The sequence below is a fragment of the Aeromonas media genome, assembly GCF_020423125.1.
Taxonomy (GTDB): domain Bacteria; phylum Pseudomonadota; class Gammaproteobacteria; order Enterobacterales; family Aeromonadaceae; genus Aeromonas; species Aeromonas media.
In genome coordinates this window covers 1,941,478-1,965,351 of the sequence record NZ_CP075564.1, presented here as the reverse complement: position 1 = coordinate 1,965,351, position 23,874 = coordinate 1,941,478, and the positions used below count along the sequence as shown (strand labels likewise).

Here is a 23,874-nt window from a genome sequence, read left to right as displayed (position 1 = left end):
CAATCACGATTTGCTCATTAACGCCCTCTTTGATGAGCGTTTGCGAACATTAACTTGGCCCATATCAAACATTTTCCGCCAGACAGGCGCCACACTGGCCTCATCTGGAAGAGATGAGACGGGCAAGAATGAAAAGAATCACCACAGAAGTCGTCATCATAGGGGGTGGCGCCACCGGGGCCGGCATCATGCGCGACTGCGCGCTGCGCGGCATCGACTGCATCCTGCTGGAGCGGGACGACATCGCCGCAGGCACCACGGGGCGCAACCACGGCCTGCTGCACTCGGGGGCCCGCTACGCGGTGACGGATCCGGAGTCCGCCCGCGAATGCATTCAGGAGAACCGCATCCTCAAGCGGATCGCCAGCCACTGCGTGGAGGCGACCGGCGGCCTCTTCGTCACCCTGCCGGAAGATGACATCAACTTCCAAGGCACCTTCATGGAGGCCTGCGCCCTGGCGGGGATCGAGACCCGGCAGCTGGATCCCCGCGAGGCGCTGCGCCTCGAACCCAACGTCAACCCGGCGCTGATAGGTGCCATCCAGGTGCCGGACGGCACGGTCGATCCCTTCCGCCTCGCCGCCGCAAACGTCTTGGACGCCAAGGAACACGGCGCCCGCATCTTCACCCACAGCAAGGTGCTGGGGCTGCTCCGCACTCAGGATAGGGTGCACGGGGTCAAGGCCATCAATACCCGCACCGGCGAAGCGTTCGAGGTGGAGTGTCAGGAGGTGATCAACGCCGCCGGCATCTGGGGCCAGCAAATTTGCGAATATGCCGATCTCGGCATCCGCATGTTCCCCGCCAAGGGCTCATTGCTCATCATGGATTACCGCATCAACCAGCTGGTGCTCAACCGCGCCCGCAAGCCGGCGGACGCTGACATCCTGGTGCCGGGCGATACCATCTCCCTCATCGGCACCACCTCCAGTCGCATCGACTACCACAAGATTGACCAGCTCACCGTCGACCCCGAAGAGGTCGAGGTGTTGCTGCGCGAGGGGATAAAACTGGCCCCCATCATGGCCCGCACCCGCTTGCTGAGGGCCTACGCCGGCGTGCGCCCCCTGGTGGCGGTGGACGGCGACGAGAGTGGCCGCAACATCAGTCGCGGCATAGTGCTGCTGGATCATGCCGAGCGTGATAGCCTCAAGGGCTTCAACACCATCACCGGCGGCAAGCTGATGACCTACCGGCTGATGGCTGAGTGGGCCACGGATCTCGTCGCCAACAAACTCGGCAACAACAGGCCCTGCCGCACCGCCGAACTGAGCCTGCCCGGCTCGCGGGATCCGGAAAAGGTCTCCGCCCCCGGCCTCTCTGTGCCGGTCGAAGGCTCGGCCCAGTACCGCCACGGCGAGCGGGTCATCGCCTTTTTCCGCGACAATCCCAAGGCCAACGCTCTCATCTGCGAGTGCGAGATGGTCACCGCCGGCGAGATTGAATACGCCCTGCGGGAGCTCGATGTGGACAACCTGGTGGATCTGCGCCGCCGCACCCGTCTGGGGATGGGGCCCTGTCAAGGGGAGCTGTGCGCCTATCGCGCCGCCGGTCTGATGCAGGAGTACGGCAAGGCCGACGGTCGTCAGGCCTGCGTCATGCTGCGCCAGTTCCTGGAGGAGCGCTACAAGGGCACCCGTCCGGTGCTCTGGGGCGATGCCCTGCGCGAAGCGGAATTTACCTACTGGATCTACGAAGGGCTGTTCGGCCTTGGCGAGTGGACGGCCCCCCACCTGGTGGCCGAGCCGCCCTTCCCGCTCGATGCCAGCACCGCAGCCAACCCCACCAAGGAGTGCAGCCATGAAATTTGACACTATCGTGATAGGCGGCGGCATGGCAGGCCTGTCGGCTGCCCTGCGTCTGGCCGAGGCGGGCCAGAAGACCCTGCTGATGGCCTCCGGCCAGAGTGCCCTGCACTTCTCTTCCGGCTCGGTGGATCTGCTGGAGAGCGAAGGCGACCCTCGCGCCGCCCTGCCCGCCTTTATGGCCGCCCATCCGGATCACCCCTACAGCAAGGTGGGGTTGACCAACATAGAGGCGAGCCTCGCGGATCTGCAGCGCCACTGCCACGAGCAGGGGTTGCCCCTGTTTCGCCAGGAGCGCAACCATCAGCGGCTGACCCCCATAGGCACCCTGAAATCCACCTGGCTCTCCCCCGAGACCTGCGCCTGCGTCACGGAGGCCCCCGCCCCGGACGCCCTGCTGCTGGCGACGCTCGAGGGCTTTCGCGACTTCCACCCGGCGCTGGCGGCCGCCAATCTGACCACCCACGCGCGCTTCGCCCACTGCCGCATCCTGACCGGTGAAATTCGCCTGCCCCAGCTCGCCGCGTTCAGCCGCAATCCCCACGAGTTTCGCTCCGCCGACATCGCCCGCCTGTTTGACAAACAGCAGCACGACAAGCAGGACCTGCTAACGGATCTGGCCCGCGAGATAGGCCGCATGGTGCAGGAGTGCGGCGAGCCTGGCTGCCGCCATATAGTGCTGCCCGCCTGCCTGTCGCTGGGGCTGGTCGGCCCCCGCCTGGCCGAGCTGGAGCAACGCACCGGCTGCACCATCAAGGAGGTGGCCACCATGCCGCCGTCCCTTATCGGGATGCGGATGCAGGAGGCCCTCAAACGCCGCTTCCTGGCCCTCGGCGGCACCTTCCTCACCAGCGAGCGGGTACTGGGCGCCCGCTACGACGGCGATCGGGTGATAGGCGTACACAGCCAGAACGGCGACGATCAGCTGTTCGAGGCGGACCACTTCGTGCTCGCTTCCGGCAGCTTCTTCAGCCGCGGGCTGGAGTCCCGCCTTGGGGGCATTCGCGAGCCCATCTTCGACGCCGACGTCTTGAGCCTCCCCGAGCGCGACGCCTGGGCCGGTCGCCGCCTGTTCGACCACCACCCCTTCATGGGCTTCGGGGTCAAGACCGACGACCAGCTGCGGGTGCTGCGCGGCGGCACCCCCCTCGCCAACCTCTATGGCGCGGGCAGCGTGCTGGCCCACTACGACCCCGTCAAAGAGGGCTCGGGCTCAGGGGTCGCCGTCGCCACCGGCTGGCAGGCCGCCGGCCATATTCTGGCGGAGGGCTGAGATGCCTTCCCTTCACTTCCTGACTGCGGGCAGCCAACTGCCCGTTCGACAATCCCATTGCCGCGTCCCTTGCGCTTTTCATCCGGCCCGGGAGGAGTAAATCATGCTACTGGATCATGCCAACCAAACCTTCGATCAGTGCATCAAATGCACCGTCTGTACCGCCTACTGCCCGGTGGCCAAAGCCAACCCCGCCTACCCGGGCCCCAAGCAGGCGGGCCCGGACGGCGAACGGCTGCGGATCAAGAGCCCGGAGCTGTTCGACAGCGCCCTCAAGCACTGCACCAACTGCAAGCGCTGTGAAGTGGCCTGCCCAAGCGGGGTGCGCATCGGCGACATCATAGCCCGGGCCAAGCACCAGTACAGCGGCTTCAAACCGGGGATCCGCGAGTTCGTGCTCTCCCACACCGACCTGATGGGCAGCATGTCCACCCTGATGGCCCCCGTGGTCAACTTCACCACCGGCCTCAAGCCCATGAAGCTGGTGCTGGACAAGGCGCTGGGGGTCTCCTCCCACCGCGATCTGCCCAAGTATTCGCAAGGCACCTTCCGCGGCTGGTACAAGAAACAGAAAGCCAGTCAGGCCCGCTTCGAACGTCAGATAGCCTATTTCCACGGCTGTTACGTCAACTACAACCACCCGCAGCTCGGCAAGGAGCTGGTGCAGGTGCTCAACGCCATGAATATCGGCGTTCAACTGCTCGATCGGGAGAAGTGCTGCGGCGTGCCGCTGATTGCCAACGGCTTCATGGACAAGGCCAAACAGCAGGCGGCCTTCAACATCAAGCAGCTGGAGAACACCCTGCTCGGCAACGAGATGCCGCTCTTGGCCACCTCCTCCACCTGCGGCTTTACCCTGCGCGACGAATATCCCCACCTGCTGGAGCAGGACAACCACAAGGTGCGCGATCGCATCTCGCTAGTGACCCGCTTTATCTGGAACGAGTTTTACAAGGGCAACAAGCCGGCGATGAAACCGCTCAATCTGCACATCGCCTACCACACCCCCTGCCACATGGAGAAGATGGGGGGCGTCATCTATACCCTCGAGCTGCTGCGCGCCATTCCCGGCGTCAAGGTGACGGTGCTGGACTCCCAGTGCTGCGGCATCGCCGGCACCTATGGCTTCAAGTCGGAGAACTACCAGACAAGCCAGGCCATCGGCGAGGGGCTCTTTGATCAGATAAACCGCCTCAAACCCGATCTGGTCATCACCGACTGCGAGACCTGCAAGTGGCAGATCGAGATGAGTACGCCGTTCCCTTGTGAACACCCGATCCATCTGCTGGCCCAGGCCCTGGCCTGATCCCCTTGCAATGCCAGGCCGGATGGCCCGCTCGGCAAAGGGGTCGATAGGTAAAAACCAGATAAAGGAAGAGCCGGCAATTGCCGGCTCTTTTCTATGGTGCTGTCTCCCTCAAATTCAGGGATGCTGGATGATCAGGCTGTGCTGATCCAGCATGGATTGCAGGATGTCGTGAGAAGAAGAGCCGCTCAGGTTCCAGCCGCTCAGATCCACGTCCTTCAGGGTGATCTGCTGGGTCACCTGACCATCCCCCGCCGGGGAGACCGACAGGTTGATATCGCTCAGACCCCCACTGCCGTTGGTGACAGAGGCCGACAGGTGATTGAGCAAGCCATCCACGCTGTTGTCGGTCACCCCCTTGAGCAAGTCCGCCAGATCTATCCTGTCCCCCTCCTCCGGGTGGAAGTCGATAACGGTGTCGATGGCAGGCTGCGTCGCGGTTCCCTCGTCACCCTGGCCCCACACGAAGAGATCGCTGCCCGCGCCGCCGCTCAGGATGTCATTGCCCTGGCCGCCCCGGATCACGTCATCTCCCTGACCACCCAGGATCCGATCACTGCCGGTGGAGCCGAACAGCCAGTCTCCCCGATCCGAGCCCAGCAGATTGTGGCCGCTCTGGCTGTGGATGGTGAGGGTCTCCTCGGCCGAGCTCAGGGTGCTGCCACCCGCACTCGACTCGGCGGTCAGGATCAGGCTGTGATCCCCGGCCGCCAGATCTTTCACATAGAGTGGGACCGAGTGTTCCATGGGCAGCAGCCAGTCGCCGTTGTTGTCGGCATGACCCACGCTCTGGCCGTGTTCGTCCACCACCTGAGCACCGCCCAGATTCTGGATCCGCACCAACAGCTCGCCCGGTGCCGGGTTGACCACGCTGGCGCTCAGGTTGAGCGGCACCCAGGCCCCTTGCAGGACGTGGATGTCGTGGGTGCCCAGACCGAACTGGGGAGCGTCCGCCTCGGCGGTGACAGTGATGCCGACCTGGGTGGTATCGGTGAGCGCACCGCCCGCCCCGGTATTGCCCCGATCCGAGGTGGTGATGGTGAGGTTGTCCTCTCCCCAGAAGTCCTTGGCCGGCTCGTAGTGCAGATTGCCGTTGAGCAGGCTGTTGAAATCATCGAGCGACCCCACCAGGGTCATCTCGTTGCTGCCCGCCCCCTGCACCGAGACGGCGCCCGCTGCCCCGAGCAGGGTCAGTACGCCATGTTCGACCCGCAACACCATGGACATGGGCGCACTGCCCGCATCCACGTCCTTGACACTGATCCCGGAGAGGGACAATGAACCGTCTTCCTTCACCGCCATGGCGTCCGGCACCTGGTTGATCGGGGCGTCGTTGACCGGTTGCACCTCGATGGACAGCACATCGGTGTCACTCAGGGCGCCGCCACTGCCGGTGTTGCCCCTGTCGTTGGTCACCATGGTCAGGGCATCCTGACCGTTGAAGTCCTGCTCGCCCTGATAGGTCACCCCGCCAGAGAGCAGCGCATTGATGGCATCCTGGGAGCCGCTCAACACCAGGGAGCCGGTGCCATTGCCGGTCACTGTCACCCCGCTGCCGACCGGCAGGTTCAGGGTGCCGTGCAGTACGGACAGGGTCACCTCCATGGTGGTGCTGCCTGCATCCACATCGCTCACCTGCAGACCGTGAATGGCGAAGGGTTGATCCTCCTGGGCCACCTGGGGCTCCCCTGGCAGCACGTTGACGGGGGCATCGTTCACCGGGCTCACATCCACCTGGATGCTGCCACCCACCTCGGGGCCAAGGGCACCATGATCCAGACTCTGAGCCGTCACCTTGATCTCCAGGGCGCCATTGGCGTCGTTGGTCACCAGCTCCACCGCATCGAGCCTGCCACCGTCCGTGGTCACTTGCCAGCGGCCGCCGCCCAAGTCCACCACAGTGCCGCTGACCCCGTTCGGCAGGCGGATTTCTGCCCCGTCCGGTACCCCTTCCAGGGTGACGCGCACCTGCTCGGGGCCATTTTCATGCACGTTGCCGGCACTGCCGCCAGTGGCCTGGGTATCCCGCGTCTCCAGCCCCAGGTTCAGGGTGATCACATCTCCCTCGGCGCCGCTCGCCTTGCTTTCTATGTCGGCGATGATGACATCCCCCACCGGATTAACGGTGACGGTGAAGCCCGCACTGGTTTCAAGGGGCAGGGTCAGCCCCTTGTCCAGGGTAAACGCGCTCAGGGTCAGAGCCACGGTGCCGCTGAAATCGGCAGGCGGGATCAGGGCCAGTCTGGTGAAATCGGTGCCCACCGGCACCTGCCACACCCCACCGCCGTTATTGACAGCAGGGGCGGACAGGGTGAAGCCGTCCGGTACCCCCCTGATCTGCAGCCCCACTATCTGCTCGGAGCCGTCGGTGTCGATGAGGCTGGCCCCCAGCCCGCCAAGGCTGATGCTACCATCCTCGTCGCCGCTCACGTTCTGCACCGTGAGCTGGGCCGTATCATTGACCGGCAGCACCTCGAAGCTCGCATTGCCGCTCCAGCTACCGCGATCCGTCCCCGTGGTGGCGGTGTCCAGAATGTCCACCTTGATACCCAGGGGGACCTGACCACTGAAGTGCTCCTTGGGCACGAACACCAGATCCTTGAGCGCCGCCGGGTCGTCCACCCTGAGGGTGGAGACCGGCTGGCCGTTCTTGTCGAGGAAGTGACCATATTGGGGATCCACGGTCACGACCACTCGCGCCACGGTCTCGAGACCGCCATTGGCCACAGTGGGGCTGATGTCCGCGAGCTTGACCGAGAGATCGAGATGGATATCGGTGTCTTCCAGATTGTCCGGCTGGCCGTCGCCGTTCACATCCTTCACGTTCAGTTGCAGTTCGGGCTGACCGTCCGGCCCGCCGTTGATGTCCACTTCGGGGGTGATGGAGAGGCTGATATCCTTCTCCACCTGCTTGGTGTCACCACTCACGGTGTCGGTATTGACCAGGCGCACCTTGAAGCCCAGGCCGTCGCCGGCATAGTCGTCAGGCAGGGTCAGGGTCAACTTGTCGAGGTCATCGAGCCCCCCCGGCAGCTTGATCAGGTACTCGCCGTTGACGAAGTCATAGGTGAGCCCCTGCACGTTGACGCCCGGTGGCAGGCCGGTGATGACGATGCTGAGCTCGTCGTCCCCGATATCCGCCGTGCCCAGGGTCACCATGTCCTTGAACTGGCTGCCGAAGTTGACGCCCTGATCCTCCACCCCGGTGATGGGGGCACTGTTGTCAAAATCGACATCGGCGGCCACCTGGCCCGAGTGGGTTGCCCCCTGGAAATCGGCACTGGCGGTCATCTCTCGATAGGCCGGCGCACTCACATCCCCCTCGTTGTTGTCACCAAGGTCGATCACCCTGGCGCTGACCTTGAAGGTGACGGTGCCGGTGAAGCCGTCCGGGGAGCGCAGGGCATAGCTGCCGAGGGCATCGTGGGGAACGGTCCAGTTGCCCTGGCCATCGTGGATCCCGCCCACCACCACGAAGCCGGGGGGCAGATCGCTGATGACCAGGTAGTCGATGGTCTCGACGCTGCTGGGGTCCAGATCCTGGAACACAAAGACGCCGTCCAGCGGGATGTCGTGCCCATCCGGGCTGATCAGACCTCCCCCCTGCTGCACCAGGTTGCCATCGGGCTCCACCACGGCCTGGATATCCAGGTGCAGGGTGCCGTCGATCACCTTCTCGGCAACGGCGCCCGAATCCACATCATGCTGGGTTACGGTCACATGGCTCTGAAGAGTGGTATCCCGATCGCTGTCTTCCAGGCCCTTCACCAGCAGCTGGCCGCCGCTGAGCAGGCTCTGCAGCTCGGCGTCGCTCAAGTCCACGGCGCCGCCGGTGACCGCCAGCTGGGTATCCACTCCCCCGACCCGGATCCAGATCTCGTCACCCGGCGCTATGCCGGAGAGGCCGAGGTGCGTCACCTGCTCGGCGCCGTCGGTCAGGTCAGGCTGCCAGTCCAGCACGGTGAACTGATCCTCCAGGCCATGGCTGGTCTTGGCATAGTCGGTGGCGTCGATCGCGGGCTCCACCTTGATGGTGAGGGGCACGTCGAAACTCTTGTGGTCGCCGTCATTCTCGGTCACCACCACGTGGCCGACCAGGTGCAGATCGGCGGTGCTGTTGGGGGGTGGCTGGATCTGCAGGTTGCCAAGGCTCGACACGTCGACCTGATAGAGGGGGTTGCCCTTGCCATCGAGACCGGCGAAGGTCAGGGTCAGCTCCTTGACGTTGCCATCGAACACCCTGGCCCCTTCGGGCAGGCCTTCCAGCACCAGGTTCAGGGTTTCCGAGTGATCGAGCGGGGTATCCGTCCACTCCCCCGAGGTGAGCTTGAAGTCGAGCGGTGCCCGGCCATCCTCGGCGATGGTGATGTTGTAGCCATTGCCATCCTGGATCCAGTCGCTGGTATTGAGGTCGAAGCGGGGCTCATCCACCACCCCGACTAGGTCCACGTGCAGGCTCTGGGAGCCGGTCTCCTTCTCATTCACCACTGTGTGGGTCTGACCATTGGCGTCGGTCAGGGTGGTGCTGTCCTTCACGACGCCCTTGATGGTGAGCTCGAAGTCGACGTTGCTGTTCTTAGGCGGCTCGAGCTTGAGCTCACCGATGCGGTCATAGGGCACCTCGTAGTAGCCGTTGGCATCCAGGGTCACCGCCACGCCACCCAGCAGCAGGGTGGCCCCGGCGGGCAGGCCGCTGATGCGCACAAACATCTGCTCCGAGCCGTCCGTGGTGTCGCCCAGATGGCTAAGGACTATCTTGCTGCCCAGATCGAGCAGGGTATCTTCCTTGCCCTGGATCTCGCGCACGGTGAGCTTGGCGTCATCCGCCTGCGGGTTGACGTTGATCACCAGCTCTATGCTGTCGCCGAGCGCCTTGTTCTGGCCACTGACCACAGGGCTCTTCTCCGTGCTCACCGGCGTCACGGTGAGCCTGATGTCGCCGCTGTAGTCCCTGCCGGGGAGCACGGTGATCTTGTTGATATCCCCTGCCGTCACCGTGTAGAGGCCGTTGCTGCCCGGCTGGAGCACCTTGCCATTCAGCGTCAGGCTGCCCAGGCCGGACTCCCACTTGATCTGGTAGCTCAGGGTCTCGGAGCCGTCGGTATCGGTGAGGCTGGCCTTCACATTGAGGGCGATGCCGTTGCTGTCCTCGTCCGTGCTGTAGTGCTGATGGGTGCTGCCCGCATCCCACAACGGCTTGTCGGCAATGCCCTGCACCGTGATGGCGAGATCGCCAGTCACGGCGGGCGGTGGCGTCCCCTCGGTCACCCCGACCTGCAGTTGCACCTGGAAGTGCAGTGGCTGCTTGTTGTTGCTCCAGCTGGACCAGTCATCTGCCGGCACGAAGGTGAGACCCTGGGTCTGGTAGTTGACGTTGTCCGTGGTCACCATGGCCGCCGGCGGCACGATGAACCACTTGCCATCGGCCGTGGTGGTGAGGGCCACCCCGTGGTAGTAGAAGGTACCGTGGGCGTTGGCCGGCGCCTGGATCAGCAGCTGATCCACGTGTTCGCCCCGGTCGAAATCGCCGATATCGAGGCGCATGTCGATGGCAATGCCATGGCCCGGATCCTGGGCTCCCTGATCTTCCTGCCCGGTGACCGCCTTCACGGTGAAACTCACCGCCTCATCCTGCAGATTGAGGGTCAGGGTGCTCTCGGCGATATCGCCGTCACCGTCGACCAACTGGGCGCTGATGACCTGGCTAAGGGAGGCGGCATCGTGATCGAAGCCGGGCCTCGGCGTGAAGCTGTAGTTGCCTTCCTGCCCTATGGTCAGGGATCCCATCACCTGCTTGCCGTCCGGGCTCATCACATCCAGGGTCAGGCTGCCGTTGATGGCATGCAGCTGGCCGTTCACGGTGACCGAGGCAACTCTGGCGCCATCGGCCCCCTCGTTGGCGGGGGGCAGCAGATCGCCGCTCACGGCACTGCCGGTCTCGTTCAGGTGATGAGTCAGATGCGTGCCGATGGGCATGTCATCCTGCACCTTCACTTCCACCGTCACATTGGGGCTGCGATCCCCGTCAGAGTCGGTCACGAACAGCGGTATTTCGATACCCAGTTCATCCTTGCCCTGGGCGCCGTGATCGAGCTGGCCCACCAGGTGGACGCTGTAGCTGCCATTGACGTCGAGATGGACCCAGAACACCGGCTTGCCATCCTCCGCACTCGCCAGATACCAGCCAGGGCTATGGGCCGCCAGGGTCACCTCTTTGCCACCCGAGGTGAGGTGATTCGCCTGATTGAAGGCCGCCACATCCAGCTCGAGGGAGGCCACCCTGTCCGAGCCGGCGCCTATGGTCACCTGGCCACCTGCCGTCTCCCCGTCCTCGGTGGGGGTAGTTCCCGGATGCTGGCTGCCGCTCGCATCCAGCTCCGCCTCCTCGACCCGCACGGATTCTATGGCCGAGATCACGGGGTCAGCCGCATCGATGATCACCGCCGTGGTGCTGCCGGTGATCACCGAGCCATCGCTGTCGGTCACCTTGACCGGCAGGGTCAGGGTGAGGCTGTCGCTCGCCCCGTGATCCAGGTTGGTGTGTACCTTCACCTGGTAGTCGAGCGTCGCCTGGGTGTGGGCTTCGATACGACCCGGCACGCTCGGCAGGGTGATGCTCAGCACCAGGGTGCCGCTCACCGTGACCGCCTGGAAGCCGTGGCCATTGCTGCCCGGCACCTCCTGCCAGGTCAGCGCCTCGCCGTTGTGGGTGATGGGGTTGCCGCTCCCATCCACCACCTGGCCAAAGAGGGTCAGCCGCACATCCACCACGGGGTCCGAGTCCGCCGTGATGGTCAGGGTGCCGCTGGCCTGCTGATCGTCCGCGGTCTGGTTGGTGGCGGCGCCGTCGAAGCGGCCTTCACTGAGCGTCACCCCGGTCAGGGTGATGGTCGGGTTATCGCCCTCGACGAGGCTGACGTTGAGGGTGCCCGTGGTGCTGTCGTTGTTGCCGCTGCCCTTGTCGCTGTCGGCGACATTGAGCTTGAACGGCAGCTCGGTGGCACTGTCACCGCGCTGGTGAACCCCCTCAAACAGGGTCACCTTGTAGTCAAAACCGTTGCTGGCGGCATTGTCGAGCTTGCCCACCAGTTCTACCTGGAGCACCTCGACGCGCACGCCGTTCACTTCCACGTAGCCTTTGAGGATCTGGTTGCCCTGGATGGCGGGATCCCCGCCCACCAGTTCGTATTTGACACTCTGGCCCAGGGCGCTCAAGGCCGGTTGCTCGGCGGGATCGGCGAACGACACCTCACTCACCCGATCCGAGCCCGCATCGATCTGGAAGTGGCCGGTGCCGGTCAGGGGGTTGCTGCCATCGAGGTTGCCCTCATCCAGGCTCACCCCGCTGCCCGCCACGAAGACGGGCGCATTGCCGTCTTTGATAGTCAGCGGCAGCTGGGTGGAGACCCTGTCCCCGTCCTTGTCGGTCAGCGTCACATCGAGCGGCAGATTGAGGGACTCGCTCCCCTGGTGATCCAGCTCGCCGATCAAGGTGACCTTGGTTGTCACACTCCAGTTGCCGTTGCTCTCCACTAGGCTCAGCTCGGCCCGCAGCACCTCGCGGCCATCGGCCGTGGTGCCTACCAGCTCGCCGTCAGCATCCAGGGTGAAGGTGACCTTGCTGCCGTGGCTGCTGTATTTGCCATCCAGGCTCTGCTGGATGGCTGCGATATCGAACTTGAGGCTGTCGGGGGCCAGGGCATCGGAGCCGTGGCTCACGGTGAAGCTCATATTGCTCACCACGGCGCCATCCCCCTGGTTCGCCTCAGTCATCTCGGTGCCGGTCACGGCGCTGATCAACGGGTTGGCGCCATCGCCGATGGCGACGGTCAGGGTGGAAGAGACTTTGTCGCCATCAGAATCGGTCAGGGTAAAGCCCGCCAAAAGCCGACTGTCGGCGCTGCCCTGATCCAGCGGCTGGTTCAGGGTGAAGATGTAGTGGCCGGCTTGATCCAGCGCCAGCGTAAAGACGTTCTGGCCGTTGACGCTGCCGCTGATGCTGTTGCCGCTGACGCTGATGATCACGGGTGCGCTACCGCTGGTGAGGCCCTGCAGGCCCGGCTGGCTGGCATCGAATGCGATGTTGACCAGGGGGTCGGCACCTGCGGTGATGGCAAGATCCCCGGTGAGGGTCTGGGCCGTACTCCAGCCGCTGTCTTCCACCAGAGTGAGGGAAACCGGGTCCACCTGGGGCAAGGCGCCGTCGGTGATATGAATATTGAGGGTGCCGAGGTTGCTCTTGTCCCCGTCAAAGTCGGTGCCCTGTACTTGCAGCCCCAGGTTGACGCTGTTGGTGCTGACCGGTTGATCCAGTACGCCATCGAGCGCCACCTGATATTTGCCATCCAGCCCCAGGGTCACGGTCAGAATGGTCTTGCCGCCCGCATCCAGCAGGGTGACCTGGTTGCCATTAACCTGATAGCGGGTCGGCTGGCCGCCGCTGGTGAAGCCGTTCAGGCCGGGCTGATTGGCCTCGAAGTTGAGGGACACCAGGCGATCGCTGCCCACGTTGATCGGCAGCTGACCGTCCAGGGTCTGGCCAGCCCCGCCCTCCTGCAGGCTGACGCCGGCGTCGATGCCGAGGCCGGGATCGGTGCCGTCATTGATGGCGATCTGAAGGTCGGCGCGGGTCTCGTCGCCATCTATCTCCCTAGCGGAGATGGAGAGGCCGAGGGAGAGACGGTCACGGCGCCCTTGATGTCGCTGCCATGTTGACTGGCCGTCAGCTCGGCCTTCAATACCCCGACCCTGTTGCCGTTGCCATCAAGGTAATAACCGGTCAGCAGGCGATCACCGGTGAATTCGAAGCTCAGCACATGGCCGTCGCTGCTGAGCACGCTGCCGTTCAGACGAGTGAGGGTCGCTGCCTGATCGGCAAAGGCAAGGGAGTCCGGCGGTGTGCTGTCCACCAGCTCGACGCTGAGGTTGGCGTGTACCAGATCCCCGTCGCTGTCACGGTACTCCAGGGCAAAGGGCAGGCTCAGACTATCCTGGCCGTGATCCAGGCTCTGGTGCCAGACGATGCGATAGCTGCCGTCATTGGCCAGGGTCAAAGTGAAGACGGTGACGCCCCCCGCGCTGGCACTGAGGGTCTGACCGCTGATCTGATAGTTCAGAGGCAAACCCTGGCTGCTGAGGTTCATCTGCTCAAGGGCGCTCTGATCGGCGCCGAAGCTCACCTGCAGGTTGCCGTCCATGCCGGCGCCGGTATGGAGGGAGCCGCTGGCAGTGACCAGGCCCTTGGCCAGATCCGCCTCGGACAGGGTCAACACGTCGCTCTGCCCGATGAGGGGAGCCCCGTCGATCACCCGGTTGCCCGCGAGATCCGTCACCTCGGCGCGCACCTCGTAGGGGCCTTCGATGCCGGAGAGATCCAGGCCGCTGAGTTGCCAGCGACCGTCGCTGCCCACCAGGGCGCTGCCGCTATGGAGGATCTGGCCACTCTGGTCGATGAGGGTGATGGTGACGCGCTGGCCCGCCTCCACCTCGCTGGTGCTGCCGCTCAGGGTCACGTTGTCACGACACAGGATGCTGCCGGTGTCGAGATCATCGATGTCGATGGCGGCCCGGGTGTCGACGGTGACGGTCAGGATGTCGCTGGCCCGGTTGCCGGCGATGTCGACCGAGTCGACCCGAAAATCATGGGCGCCGTCGGTCAGGGTATCGGGGATGGGGTATTGCCAGTTGCCGTTGCCATCCACGGTGAGCACGGCCAGCACCTTGCCCTCCAGGCTCAGGGTGACGGTGGCGCCGGGCTCCCCCTTGCCCTGCAGCAGCGGCCTGGTGTCGCGGGTGAGATCGTCCACCTGACTGGCGCCGGTGTCGCTCTCGTCGCTGAGATCGAGGGTAATGGTGGTGATGGTGTCGAGCAGGGTCTGGCCGGTGTCGCTGGCCCGGTTGCCGGCCGCATCCTGGGTATCGGCCTGGATACTGAGCGGGCCATCCACCAGCTTGCCGGTGACGTCGCCGAAGTTGGCCTCCCAGACGAAGCCCGGCAGCACCACTGTGGTGGTGGTGAGGCGGTTGCCCTCCTGATCAATCAGGGTGACGGTCACCGTCTGGCCTACCTCGACGTCCTCGACGACGCCGCGAATGATGACGCCGGTCGCCTCGTCGCCGTTGATGATGTTGTCGGCGGTCTGGGGCTCGGTGATGGTGATGGCCGCCAGCAGATCCTGATCTTCCGAATAGAGCAGCTCTTCCCCTGGCAGGGCTCCCTGATGATCGGTATCAAAGCCAGCCTCCGCCAGGGTCGCATCATTGATGCGATCCACCACCACGAAGCCGCCGGCGCTGGAGCCGACCACACCACCCGCAGTACCGGCGGCCGCGTCACCGGCCGCGGTCTCCTCAAACAACTCGGTCGGGTCGGCACCCTGACGGATGGCCTCCTGCAGAGTAGCCAGCTCGGGATTCATGGCCCCGGCAGGACCCACTCCCCCCTGTTCGGGTTGGCTGGCATCGGGGGCCTCACCGGCAGGTTCAGCCAGCTCGAATCGCCCGTCGGATTCGGTGAGCAGGCTCATCCCCGGCTCCAGTTGCATGCCAGGGGTGGCACGGCGCAAGATGCCGTCGGCATCCATCACAAACACGGCGCCCTCCACCTGGGTAACAAGAGTCGGTTTCTCGATTCGCAGCTCGGCCATATATCCTCCAACGGGTAAACACAGGCTTTCCCAGAGATGAAGCGTAAGGAAAACCACCGTGACAGGCGGACATTTTACCGCCACCCCACCCATGTAACCCTTCGCCATTTTCGAAAAAAATCGAAAGTAAATGCCGCAAAACATCCTATTTAATTCAATTAAACGCTACAAACCACGGAGGTAATCGAGATATAACGCTTTTTCACGCCTCAGATGACAAACATGGCTCTTCTTCTGCCCGTTCATACGACAGCTTCTGACAGGTATCCATCCGTTCAGGGTTTACCACTATTTCACCAGGCGAACGTCAGACCCCCATTCCCATCACGAAAAAAGAATATATATTCACTTTTACTTGAAGCCTCTCCGCACCATAGGGGCTGACTCCCTACTCGCCCTCACCCAGACACGCCTCTTCCACCCCGAGATACTGGCTCGTCGCAGTGCGTCATCAAAGGATAAGGATGGGGATAACCGCTAGATTGGGCTCAATAATTCAACCTGGATCTCACTTTTTGCATTAGCCGTCCATGCCAATTGATCTAGCGCAACTCCCGGGGGGATAAATGATTATCCATTTTACCCATTTGGTATTATCTCCACGAGCAAGTGCATAAAAGTCATTTTATATGCAGTCATAACAATTAATCAGCCTGCCATGCCCATCGACCATGGGCACAGATGTCCACGCACCAAGATGGAACGGTCAGGCTCGGCATGGACAATTTATCTGGGAGTGATGACCGTGGGTTCACACAACAAGCCATTTCGGCCGGGTCTGGCCGCCCTGCTGCTGACTGCCCTGCTGGGCGCCAGCATGCTGGCGCAGGCAGACGAGACAGCCCCCAAAGGCAAGATCGAGGCGCGCAGCGAGCTGTTCGCCAAGGACCACGCCGATCAGTTCAGCAGTTGGAAAGGCACCAGCGAGAGTAAGGAGCGCACCGACGCCCTGGCGGACGATCCGCAGATGGTGGTGCTCTGGGCCGGCTACCCCTTCTCCAAGGATTACAACAAGCCGCGCGGCCACTTCTATGCGCTGACCGACGTGCGCGAGACCCTGCGTACCGGCGCCCCCAAGACCGCCGAAGATGGCCCCCTGCCCATGGCCTGCTGGAGCTGCAAAGGCCCGGACGTGGCCCGCGTCATCGACGAGAAGGGTGAGGATGGCTACTTCAAGGGAATGTGGGCAAAAGGCGGTCCCGAGATCGTCAACACCATCGGCTGCGCCGACTGCCACGACACCGCCTCGAAAGAGTTCAAGGAAGGCAAGCCTGCCCTGCACCTCTCCCGTCCCTATGCCGACCGCGCCATGACCGCCATCGGCAAGCCATTCAAGGAGCAGGGGCGCTTCGATCAGCAGTCCCAGGTGTGCGGCCAGTGCCACGTGGAGTACTACTTCAGCGGCCCCACCAAGGCGGTGAAATTCCCCTGGGACAAGGGCACCACCGTGGAGCAGATGGAGCAGTATTACGATGAAATAGGCTTTGCCGACTGGACTCATGCCCTCTCCAAGACCCCCATGCTCAAAGCCCAACACCCCGAGTACGAGACCTGGCGCGCCGGCATTCACGGCCAGAACAACGTCGCCTGCGTCGACTGCCATATGCCCAAGGTGCAGAACGAGCAGGGCAAGGTCTACACCGATCACAAGGTGGGCAACCCCTTCGATCGCTTCGATCAGACCTGCCGCAACTGCCACACCCAGAGCAAGGAGATGCTGCAAGGCATAGTCCAGCAGCGCAAGGATGCAGTGACCGAGATCAAGCTCAAAGTCGAGAAGCAGCTGGTGCACGCCCACTTCGAGGCCAAGGCGGCCTGGGATGCCGGTGCCACCGAAGCCGAGATGAAGGACATTCAGCAGGACATCCGTCACGCTCAATGGCGCTGGGACTTCTCCATCGCCTCCCACGGGGTACAGATGCACGCCCCGGAAGTGGCGCTGCGCATGCTGGGGACCGCCCTGGACAAGGCCGCCGATGCCCGCACCAAGCTGGCACGCCTCTTGGCCGCCAAGGGGATCAGCCACGAGATCGCCATTCCTGACATCTCCAGCAAGGAGAAGGCCCAGGCCGCCCTTGGCATGGACATGAAACAGATGAATGCCGACAAGGCCCAGTTCCTCAAGACCACAGTCCCCGCCTGGGATGCCGAGGCCAAAGCGGCCGGACGGCTCGCACAATGACGAGATTTGCGGGCCCGCCGAGTCGGGCCCGCAATCGGATGGAGGCTTCCTATGGGTGATTTAACGATGGATTTCTTACGACTGATGCTGATGGCGGCCATGCTGCTGACCAGCCTGCAGGGCCAGGCCGCCGATGCGGCGAATGCCCCTGCGGCCCTCCCCGCCACACCTGTCTCTGCCACACACGAGGTGGAATTTTTGCGCAGCCCCGACAAGGCCTGCACCGACTGTCACAAGGAGCAGACCGAGGGGATGCACGGCAAGCACGGCCAGGCGACCAACCCCAACAACCTGGCGCCGGTCACCTGCACCAACTGCCACGGTCAGCCCTCCTCCCTGCACCGGGAAGGGGTCAAGGACGTGATGCGCTTTAGCGACAGCTTCAATGACAAGCAAAGCGCCCTGGCAGACAAGCAAAGCGGCTTGGCAGAGAAGCAGAGCACCGAGAGCTACCCCATCACCGAGCAGAACGGGGTCTGCATGAGCTGCCACGAGCCCAAAGTGCTGCGCGAGGCGCTCTGGGCCCACGACGTGCACGCCACCAAGCTCACCTGTACCAGCTGCCACCAGTTGCACCCGGTCAAGGAGCCCATGGCGGAAATCCCGGAAAAGTCCCGCATCAAGCTCTGCGTCGACTGCCACAGCAAGCAGCATCAAGCCAAGGTGGCCGGCCTGCCGAACAATGCGGGCAAGGAGGCACCATGAGCTGTTCTCGTCGTGACTTCATGGCGGGGATGAGCGCGGGAGCCCTCATCATGATGACGGGCCCGGTGCGCGCCGGCACGGCCATCCTCGCCCACAGCCAGACCATCAACGGGGTTCGCTATGGCATGCTCCATGACGAGACGGCCTGCATCGGCTGCACCGCCTGCATGGATGCCTGCCGGGAGGTGAACAAGGTGCCGGAAGGAGTCTCGCGCCTCGAGATCATCCGTACGGGCCCCATCGGAGAATTTCCCGACGCCGACTATCACTTCTTTCGCAAGTCCTGCCAGCACTGCGACAACGCTCCCTGCGTGCACGTCTGCCCGACCGGTGCCTCCCATATCCGCAAGGAGGATGGCATCGTCGACGTGGACCCGGATCTCTGCGTCGGCTGCATGTACTGTCTCGCCGCCTGCCCCTATCAGGTGCGCTTTATCAACCCTGTGACCAAGGTTGCCGATAAGTGCGACTTTTGCCGCAAGACCAACCTGGCGGCGGGCAAGGAGCCGGCATGCGTGGAATCCTGCCCCACCAAGGCGCTGGTGTTCGGCAATCTGGATGACCCGGACAGCCCCATCGCCAAACGGCTGGTGAAGGAGACCACCTATCGCTACAAGCAGGCACTCGGCACCTCGCCCAAGATGTACCGCGTGCCCAAAGGGGAGATAAAGTCATGACCATGCAAGAGGCATTTCACTTCCCCTCGCTGGTGTGGGGATTTGTCCGATCGCCATCTACCACGGCAATAGCCAATGGAGGGAATGACCATGTGGTATGACGCATTTCACTTCCCTTCCCTCGTGTGGGACTGGCCAATCGCCATCTATCTCTTTCTGCTCGGCATCTCCGCCGGGGCCACCAGCCTCTCGGTGCTGCTGCGCCGCAAGGGGGCCGGCAGCGAGAGCGGCATCATCAAGGCGACCGCCATTCTGGCGCCGGTGAGCGTGGTGCTGGGGTTACTGATCCTTATCTTCCACCTGGCCCGCCCCTGGACCTTCTGGAAGCTGATGTTCCACTACCAGTTCGACTCCGTGATGTCCATGGGGGTCATGCTGTTCCAGGTCTACATGGCGGTGCTGTTCGCCTGGCTGGCGGTGGTGTTTCGCTCCGAGATCGAGACCCTGCGCAGTCACCTGCTGCAAGAGAAGTTCGCCTTTGTGGATGATCTCATCGCTTGGCTTGCCCGCATCGAGCGGCTGCTGGCGCCGCTCTTGCTGCTGCTTGCCGTGCTCTTGGGGGCCTACACCGGCTTTCTGCTGTCGGCGCTCAAGACCTATCCGCTCTTGAACAACCCGGTACTGCCGGTGCTGTTCCTCATCTCCGGCATCAGCTCCGGCATCGCCTCCACCATCTTGCTGGCGGTTACCCTGTTCAAGGAGAACCATCACAGCCAGGGGGTGAGCTTTGTGCACGGCTTCGAGCGACCCGTACTGGCGGTAGAGGTGCTGCTGCTGGTCTGCTTCTTTACCGGCCTCTACTTTGGTGGCGGCCAGAAGGAGGCAGCCATGTGGGCCGCCATCGGCAGCGGCTTCTGGGCTCAGGTGTTCTGGCTCGGGGTGGTGGGCATCGGCATGCTGCTGCCCCAGTTGCTGGCCCTGCTGGCCCCCGCGCCGCTGCGGGCCAAAAACGGCTATCTGGTGCTGGTCTGCAGCCTGACCCTGGTGGGGATCCTGCTGCTGCGCTACTTCGTGCTTTATGCCGGCCAGATGACGGTCGTATAACGGTATGATCACCAGCGCCAGCCACCCTCGGGTGACTGGCGCTGGTTTGTTGCTGGCCCAATGAATTTCTGGTGATGCCACACCCGTTGCTTGGCAATGCTCTCCACCAAAGGGAGGAGATGCGGCGTGTGTGTCATGACATGAATGACATCCAAAGATTGAACCGGAGGTTGTGTGCTGGCGGAGCTCGGCTATCTCTCACTGTTGCTGGCGACCGGGCTCGCCCTGCTGCAAGGGCTACTGCCCTGGCTGGGGCTGCGGCTCGCCTCACGTCCGCTGCTCGGCTGCGCAACACCGCTGGCCCTCCTGGTCGCGCTCCTGCTGTTGGCCGCCCTGCTGCTGCTCGCCAGCTGTTTTGGCCAGGATGACTTTACCCTGGTCTATGTGGCCCAGCACGCCAACAGCGCCCTGCCCCTTGGCTTCAAGCTGGCGGCCGTGTGGGGCGGCCACGAGGGCTCCATGCTGTTCTTCGTCTTTGCGCTGGGGCTGTGGGGCGCCCTGGTCGCGCTCTGCTCCAAGCGGGTCGATCCGCTGATCCGCACCCGGGTATTGGCCATCATGGGGCTGATCGTCGGGCTGTTCGGCCTCTATACCTTGATCTTCTCCAGCCCGTTTGACCGCCAGTTCCCGGGGCCGCTGGAGGGGCGCGATCTCAATCCCATGCTGCAGGATATCGGCCTCATCATCCACCCGCCCCTGCTCTATCTCGGTTACGTCGGCTTTGCGGTCAACTTCGCCTTCGCCATGGCGGCGCTGCACTCGGGTCGGCTTGATGGCGCCGTGGCCCACTGGAGCCGCCCCTGGACGCTCGGCTCCTGGGTGTTTCTCACCGCCGGTATCGTGCTGGGCTCCTGGTGGGCCTATTACGAGCTCGGCTGGGGTGGCTGGTGGTTCTGGGATCCGGTGGAGAATGCCTCCCTCTTACCCTGGCTGCTCGGCACCGCACTGCTGCACGCCCTGGTGGTGTGCGAGAAGCGCGGCGCTTACGGCCACGCCGTGTTGCTGCTCTCCATCTTCACCTTTTCGCTGAGCCTGCTCGGCACCTTCGTGGTGCGCTCGGGGGTGCTCACCTCGGTGCACGCCTTTGCGGTCGACCCCAGCCGCGGCCTCACCCTCTTGTTGCTGCTCGGCTTGCTATTGACCTGCGCCCTCACCCTGTTTGCCCTGCGGGCGGACATTCGCGCCCCCTATGCCCGCTTTGGCTTGCTGTCAAAAGAGGGGCTGCTCGGCGCAGCCATCCTGCTGCTCAGCGTGGCCTGCGCCAGCGTGCTGCTCGGCACCTTCTACCCCATGGTGTTCCAGTCGCTCCATCTGGGTTCACTCTCGGTGGGCGCCCCCTATTTCAATACCATCTTCGTGCCGCTGGCCCTCTGCCTGATGGCGCTGATGACCCAGCTGCCGCGCCTGCGCTGGCAGCATCTGGCAGGCCAGCGCCGCATCAAGGTGCTGCTCCCATGCCTGTTCGGCCTGCTGGGGGGCACCTTGCTGAGCCTCGCCTATCCCGAGCCGCTGCGGGGCGGCTGGCTGGGGCTCGCGGCCAACGTGCTGAGCCTCTGGCTGATGGCCAGCCTGCTGCTCCCGCTCTTGCAACCGACGTCGCTGCGTGAGCTCACCCTCAATCGACTCGGCAGCCTGCTGGCCCACCTCGGGGTAGCGGTGTGTGCCCTCGGCATAGCTCAGGTGAGTCACCACAGCCAGGAGGGGGGCGCCGTACTCGCCGCAGGCCAGCCCTATCGCCTCGGCACCTTCGAGTTTCGCTATGAGGGGAGCGAGCCTTTCATCGGCCCCAACTACACCGCCGAGCGCATCACTCTCAGCGTGCATAAGGACGGTAAAGAGGTGGCGCGGCTGACGCCGGAGCGTCGTCACTACAGCGTGCGCACCATGAACATGAACGAGCCCGGCATCGCGTGGGGAATGCTTGGCGATCTCTACGTGGTGCTCGGCGATAAGATGGGGCCCGGCGCCTATGCCATGCGGCTGCACTACAAGCCGCTGGTGCGCTGGATCTGGCTCGGTGGCCTGTTGATGATGGCGGGTGGCACCCTGCGCCTGCTCGCCCGCCGGCCGCTGCTGGCTAATCATCCCGCGCCAGCTACCGCCCCCTACCCTCGGCTTGAACAGGAGTCCTTATGAACGCCCGTCTACGCCTGTTCGTGCCGCTCGTGCTCACCCTGGGGCTCGGTACCCTGCTCTGGCTCGGCCTTGGCAACAATCCCTACAGCCAGGATGAGGCCGTCGCAGGGCGCACCCTGCCCGCCTGGCAGAGTGACGATCTGCTTGGCGGCGCCCCTATCCACACCGCGGCGCTCAAGGGGGAGCCCTTCGTGCTCAACGTCTGGGCCAGCTGGTGCCCCAACTGCCGCGCCGAGCATCCGCTGCTGGGTGATCTGGCCAGCGCCGTGCCCCTCTATGGCCTCAACTACCGGGACAAGGGAGATGCCGCCCGCGCCTGGCTCACGCAGGCGGGTAACCCCTATCGCGCCGTGCTGGCCGACCCCGACGGCCAACTCGCACTGGAGCTCGGTGTCTACGGCACGCCGGAGACCTATCTCTTCGCCGGCGACGGCACCCTGCTGACCCGTCATACCGGCCTGCTCACCCGGGAGATCTGGCAGCGCCAGTTTGCCCCCCTGCTTGCCGAGGCCCGCAGTAACACCGCCAGTCAGCCCGAAGTGGATATGCAAGTGCAGGAGAACAAGCCATGAGCCGTCTCGGCCACGCCCTGATCGCGCCGCTCTTGCTGGCATTGAGCCTCGGGGCCCTTGCCAGCGGGGTCGATACCTATCAGTTTCGCCACCCCGAGCGGCAGACCCGCGCTCAGGAATTGGCCCGCGCCCTGCGCTGCCCCCAGTGCCAGAATCAGAACCTGGTGGAGTCCAACTCCCCCATCGCCCGGGATCTGCGCCTCGAGGTCTACCGCTGGGTGGACGAGGGGCAAAGCGACGAGCAGGTGATCGCCCGCATGACGGAGCGCTTCGGCGATTTCGTGCGCTACGATCCCCCCTTCAAGAGCAGCACGGCACTGCTGTGGGGCGGCCCCGCCCTCTTGCTGTTGCTTGCCCTCAATCGCCTGCGCAGGAGCCTGCATCGCCGGCAACCGGCGCGGGTGCCGCTTGTCGGCGACAGAGCCGAGGGGGCGCTCGCCCACAACCCCAGGGCCGAGCTGAACCGGCTGATCATGACCGAGCAGCAGGCGGGGCTTGCCCCCCACAGCCGCCTCTACCGTGAGCTGGAGCTGGCCCGCCTCGCCAATGCCACCCCAACCGCCGAGCAAACTCTGCGCGACCGGCTGGCCAGGGATCGCACCGCCCTTCCGCTGCCCTGGCTGCGCTCTTGGATACTGCTTGGGGCCCTGCTACTGGTGCTGGTTGCCGGCATCTATGCCGGCACCGGCCGCTATCAGGCGTGGCAGGCTTATCAGTCGCGCCCCGATCCCCTGGCGGGATTGAGCCCGCAGGATCTGCAGGACAAGGCGCTGGGCGCCCTGCACCAGCGCCTGCAAGCCAACCCCGCCGATCTCGAGGCCTGGGCCGAGCTCGGCCAGTTGTATCTGTATCGGGACGAGTACGCCAACGCCCTGCTCGCCTACCAGCGCCTCGCCCTGCAAGAAGGAGGCGCCAGCGCGGCGACCCAGGCCGCCCAGGCCACCGTGCTCTACTACCAGGCAGGCCAGCAGCTGACCCCGGAGGCGCAGCGCCTGCTGGGTAGCGCACTCAAGCAGGACAAGGGTGAGGTGAGCGCCCTGATGCTGCTCGCCTCCGATCACTTCCTGCACGGCCGCTACTCCCGGGCCATCGCCCTCTGGCAGCAGTTGCTGGACGAGGAGCGACCCCGCATCAACCGGACGGCGCTGATTCAGGCCATTCAGACGGCGCGGATGATGGGGGGCTGAATCAGCGCCCGGCGGCTGTAAGAAACGACGTCCCTCCTCCCTGCGCTGGCGCTGGTTTCCACGCCATCAGGGTCATTAATGGCGTTTTCGACGGGGCAATGCTTCCTGAGGTGCGAAAAAAGTCGTCAGCACGGCCATCACCGGCTTATAGTGCACACCGTGTCGGGAGCACAACGGACCTAGGCCGGTCCGTCATGACTCCCCTGGGTGCGCCCATAGCCCCAATGCGGGTTATTTCAAGGTGCGCCAACCCATAAAATTGAAATATCGGGCCCACGGACGTTGTGAAGCGTCAATTACCGTCATATAACTTAGCCAAATGTCCCTCTCTGTCGTAGTAG

12 protein-coding genes are annotated in these 23,874 nt (G+C 64.0%); 10 read left to right on the top strand and 2 right to left on the bottom strand.

The window, feature by feature from the left end:
* The first annotated feature begins 128 nt into the window (after positions 1-128).
* The 3 genes from glpA to glpC all read left to right on the top strand — a co-directional run bounded on the left by glpA (position 129) and on the right by glpC (position 4,384).
* The gene (gene glpA / locus KI797_RS09035; protein ID WP_226172660.1) at positions 129-1,811 is read left to right on the top strand and encodes an anaerobic glycerol-3-phosphate dehydrogenase subunit A; all 1,683 of its coding nucleotides are present in this window, start codon (positions 129-131) and stop codon (positions 1,809-1,811) included.
* Positions 1,801-3,078, top strand: a complete 1,278-nt coding sequence (glpB, locus tag KI797_RS09030; RefSeq protein ID WP_226172658.1) for a glycerol-3-phosphate dehydrogenase subunit GlpB — start codon at positions 1,801-1,803, stop codon at positions 3,076-3,078. Before glpA ends, glpB begins: the two co-directional genes overlap by 11 nt.
* A 103-nt stretch (positions 3,079-3,181) precedes the next feature.
* Entirely contained in the window at positions 3,182-4,384 is a 1,203-nt protein-coding gene (gene glpC / locus KI797_RS09025) for an anaerobic glycerol-3-phosphate dehydrogenase subunit GlpC (protein WP_226172657.1), read from the top strand.
* Positions 4,385-4,501: 117 nt separating this feature from the next.
* Here the strand turns inward: glpC and KI797_RS09020 are convergent, their stop codons facing one another.
* A complete protein-coding gene (locus tag KI797_RS09020; protein WP_404801078.1) occupies positions 4,502-12,892 on the bottom strand; it encodes a T1SS-143 repeat domain-containing protein in 8,391 nt (2,796 codons plus the stop codon).
* A 134-nt stretch (positions 12,893-13,026) separates the two neighbouring features.
* Positions 13,027-15,030 (bottom strand): retention module-containing protein, encoded by a 2,004-nt coding sequence (locus tag KI797_RS21155; RefSeq protein WP_404801077.1) that lies wholly within the window; start codon positions 15,028-15,030, stop codon positions 13,027-13,029.
* 739 nt (positions 15,031-15,769) lie between these two features.
* Between KI797_RS21155 and nrfA the strand changes: the two genes are divergently transcribed.
* The 7 genes from nrfA to nrfF all read left to right on the top strand — a co-directional run bounded on the left by nrfA (position 15,770) and on the right by nrfF (position 23,533).
* Positions 15,770-17,212, top strand: coding sequence for an ammonia-forming nitrite reductase cytochrome c552 subunit (nrfA, locus tag KI797_RS09015; RefSeq protein ID WP_226172654.1), 1,443 nt, complete (start codon positions 15,770-15,772; stop codon positions 17,210-17,212).
* A gap of 51 nt (positions 17,213-17,263) precedes the next feature.
* Entirely contained in the window at positions 17,264-17,917 is a 654-nt protein-coding gene (gene nrfB, locus KI797_RS09010) for a cytochrome c nitrite reductase pentaheme subunit (protein WP_226172652.1), read from the top strand.
* Positions 17,914-18,594: a cytochrome c nitrite reductase Fe-S protein gene (nrfC, locus tag KI797_RS09005; RefSeq protein ID WP_226172649.1), complete on the top strand. Its 681-nt coding sequence runs from the start codon at positions 17,914-17,916 to the stop codon at positions 18,592-18,594. Before nrfB ends, nrfC begins: the two co-directional genes overlap by 4 nt.
* Before the next feature lie 90 nt (positions 18,595-18,684).
* Entirely contained in the window at positions 18,685-19,638 is a 954-nt protein-coding gene (gene nrfD, locus KI797_RS09000) for a cytochrome c nitrite reductase subunit NrfD (protein WP_226173060.1), read from the top strand.
* Positions 19,639-19,812: 174 nt separating this feature from the next.
* Complete coding sequence (gene nrfE / locus KI797_RS08995; protein ID WP_226172646.1) at positions 19,813-21,774, top strand: heme lyase NrfEFG subunit NrfE; 1,962 nt, start codon at positions 19,813-19,815, stop codon at positions 21,772-21,774.
* Positions 21,771-22,346: a DsbE family thiol:disulfide interchange protein gene (locus KI797_RS08990; protein WP_226172644.1), complete on the top strand. Its 576-nt coding sequence runs from the start codon at positions 21,771-21,773 to the stop codon at positions 22,344-22,346. The genes nrfE and KI797_RS08990 overlap by 4 nt, the downstream gene beginning before the upstream one ends.
* A complete protein-coding gene (gene nrfF / locus KI797_RS08985; protein ID WP_226172641.1) occupies positions 22,343-23,533 on the top strand; it encodes a heme lyase NrfEFG subunit NrfF in 1,191 nt (396 codons plus the stop codon). Before KI797_RS08990 ends, nrfF begins: the two co-directional genes overlap by 4 nt.
* Positions 23,534-23,874 lie beyond the last annotated feature (341 nt).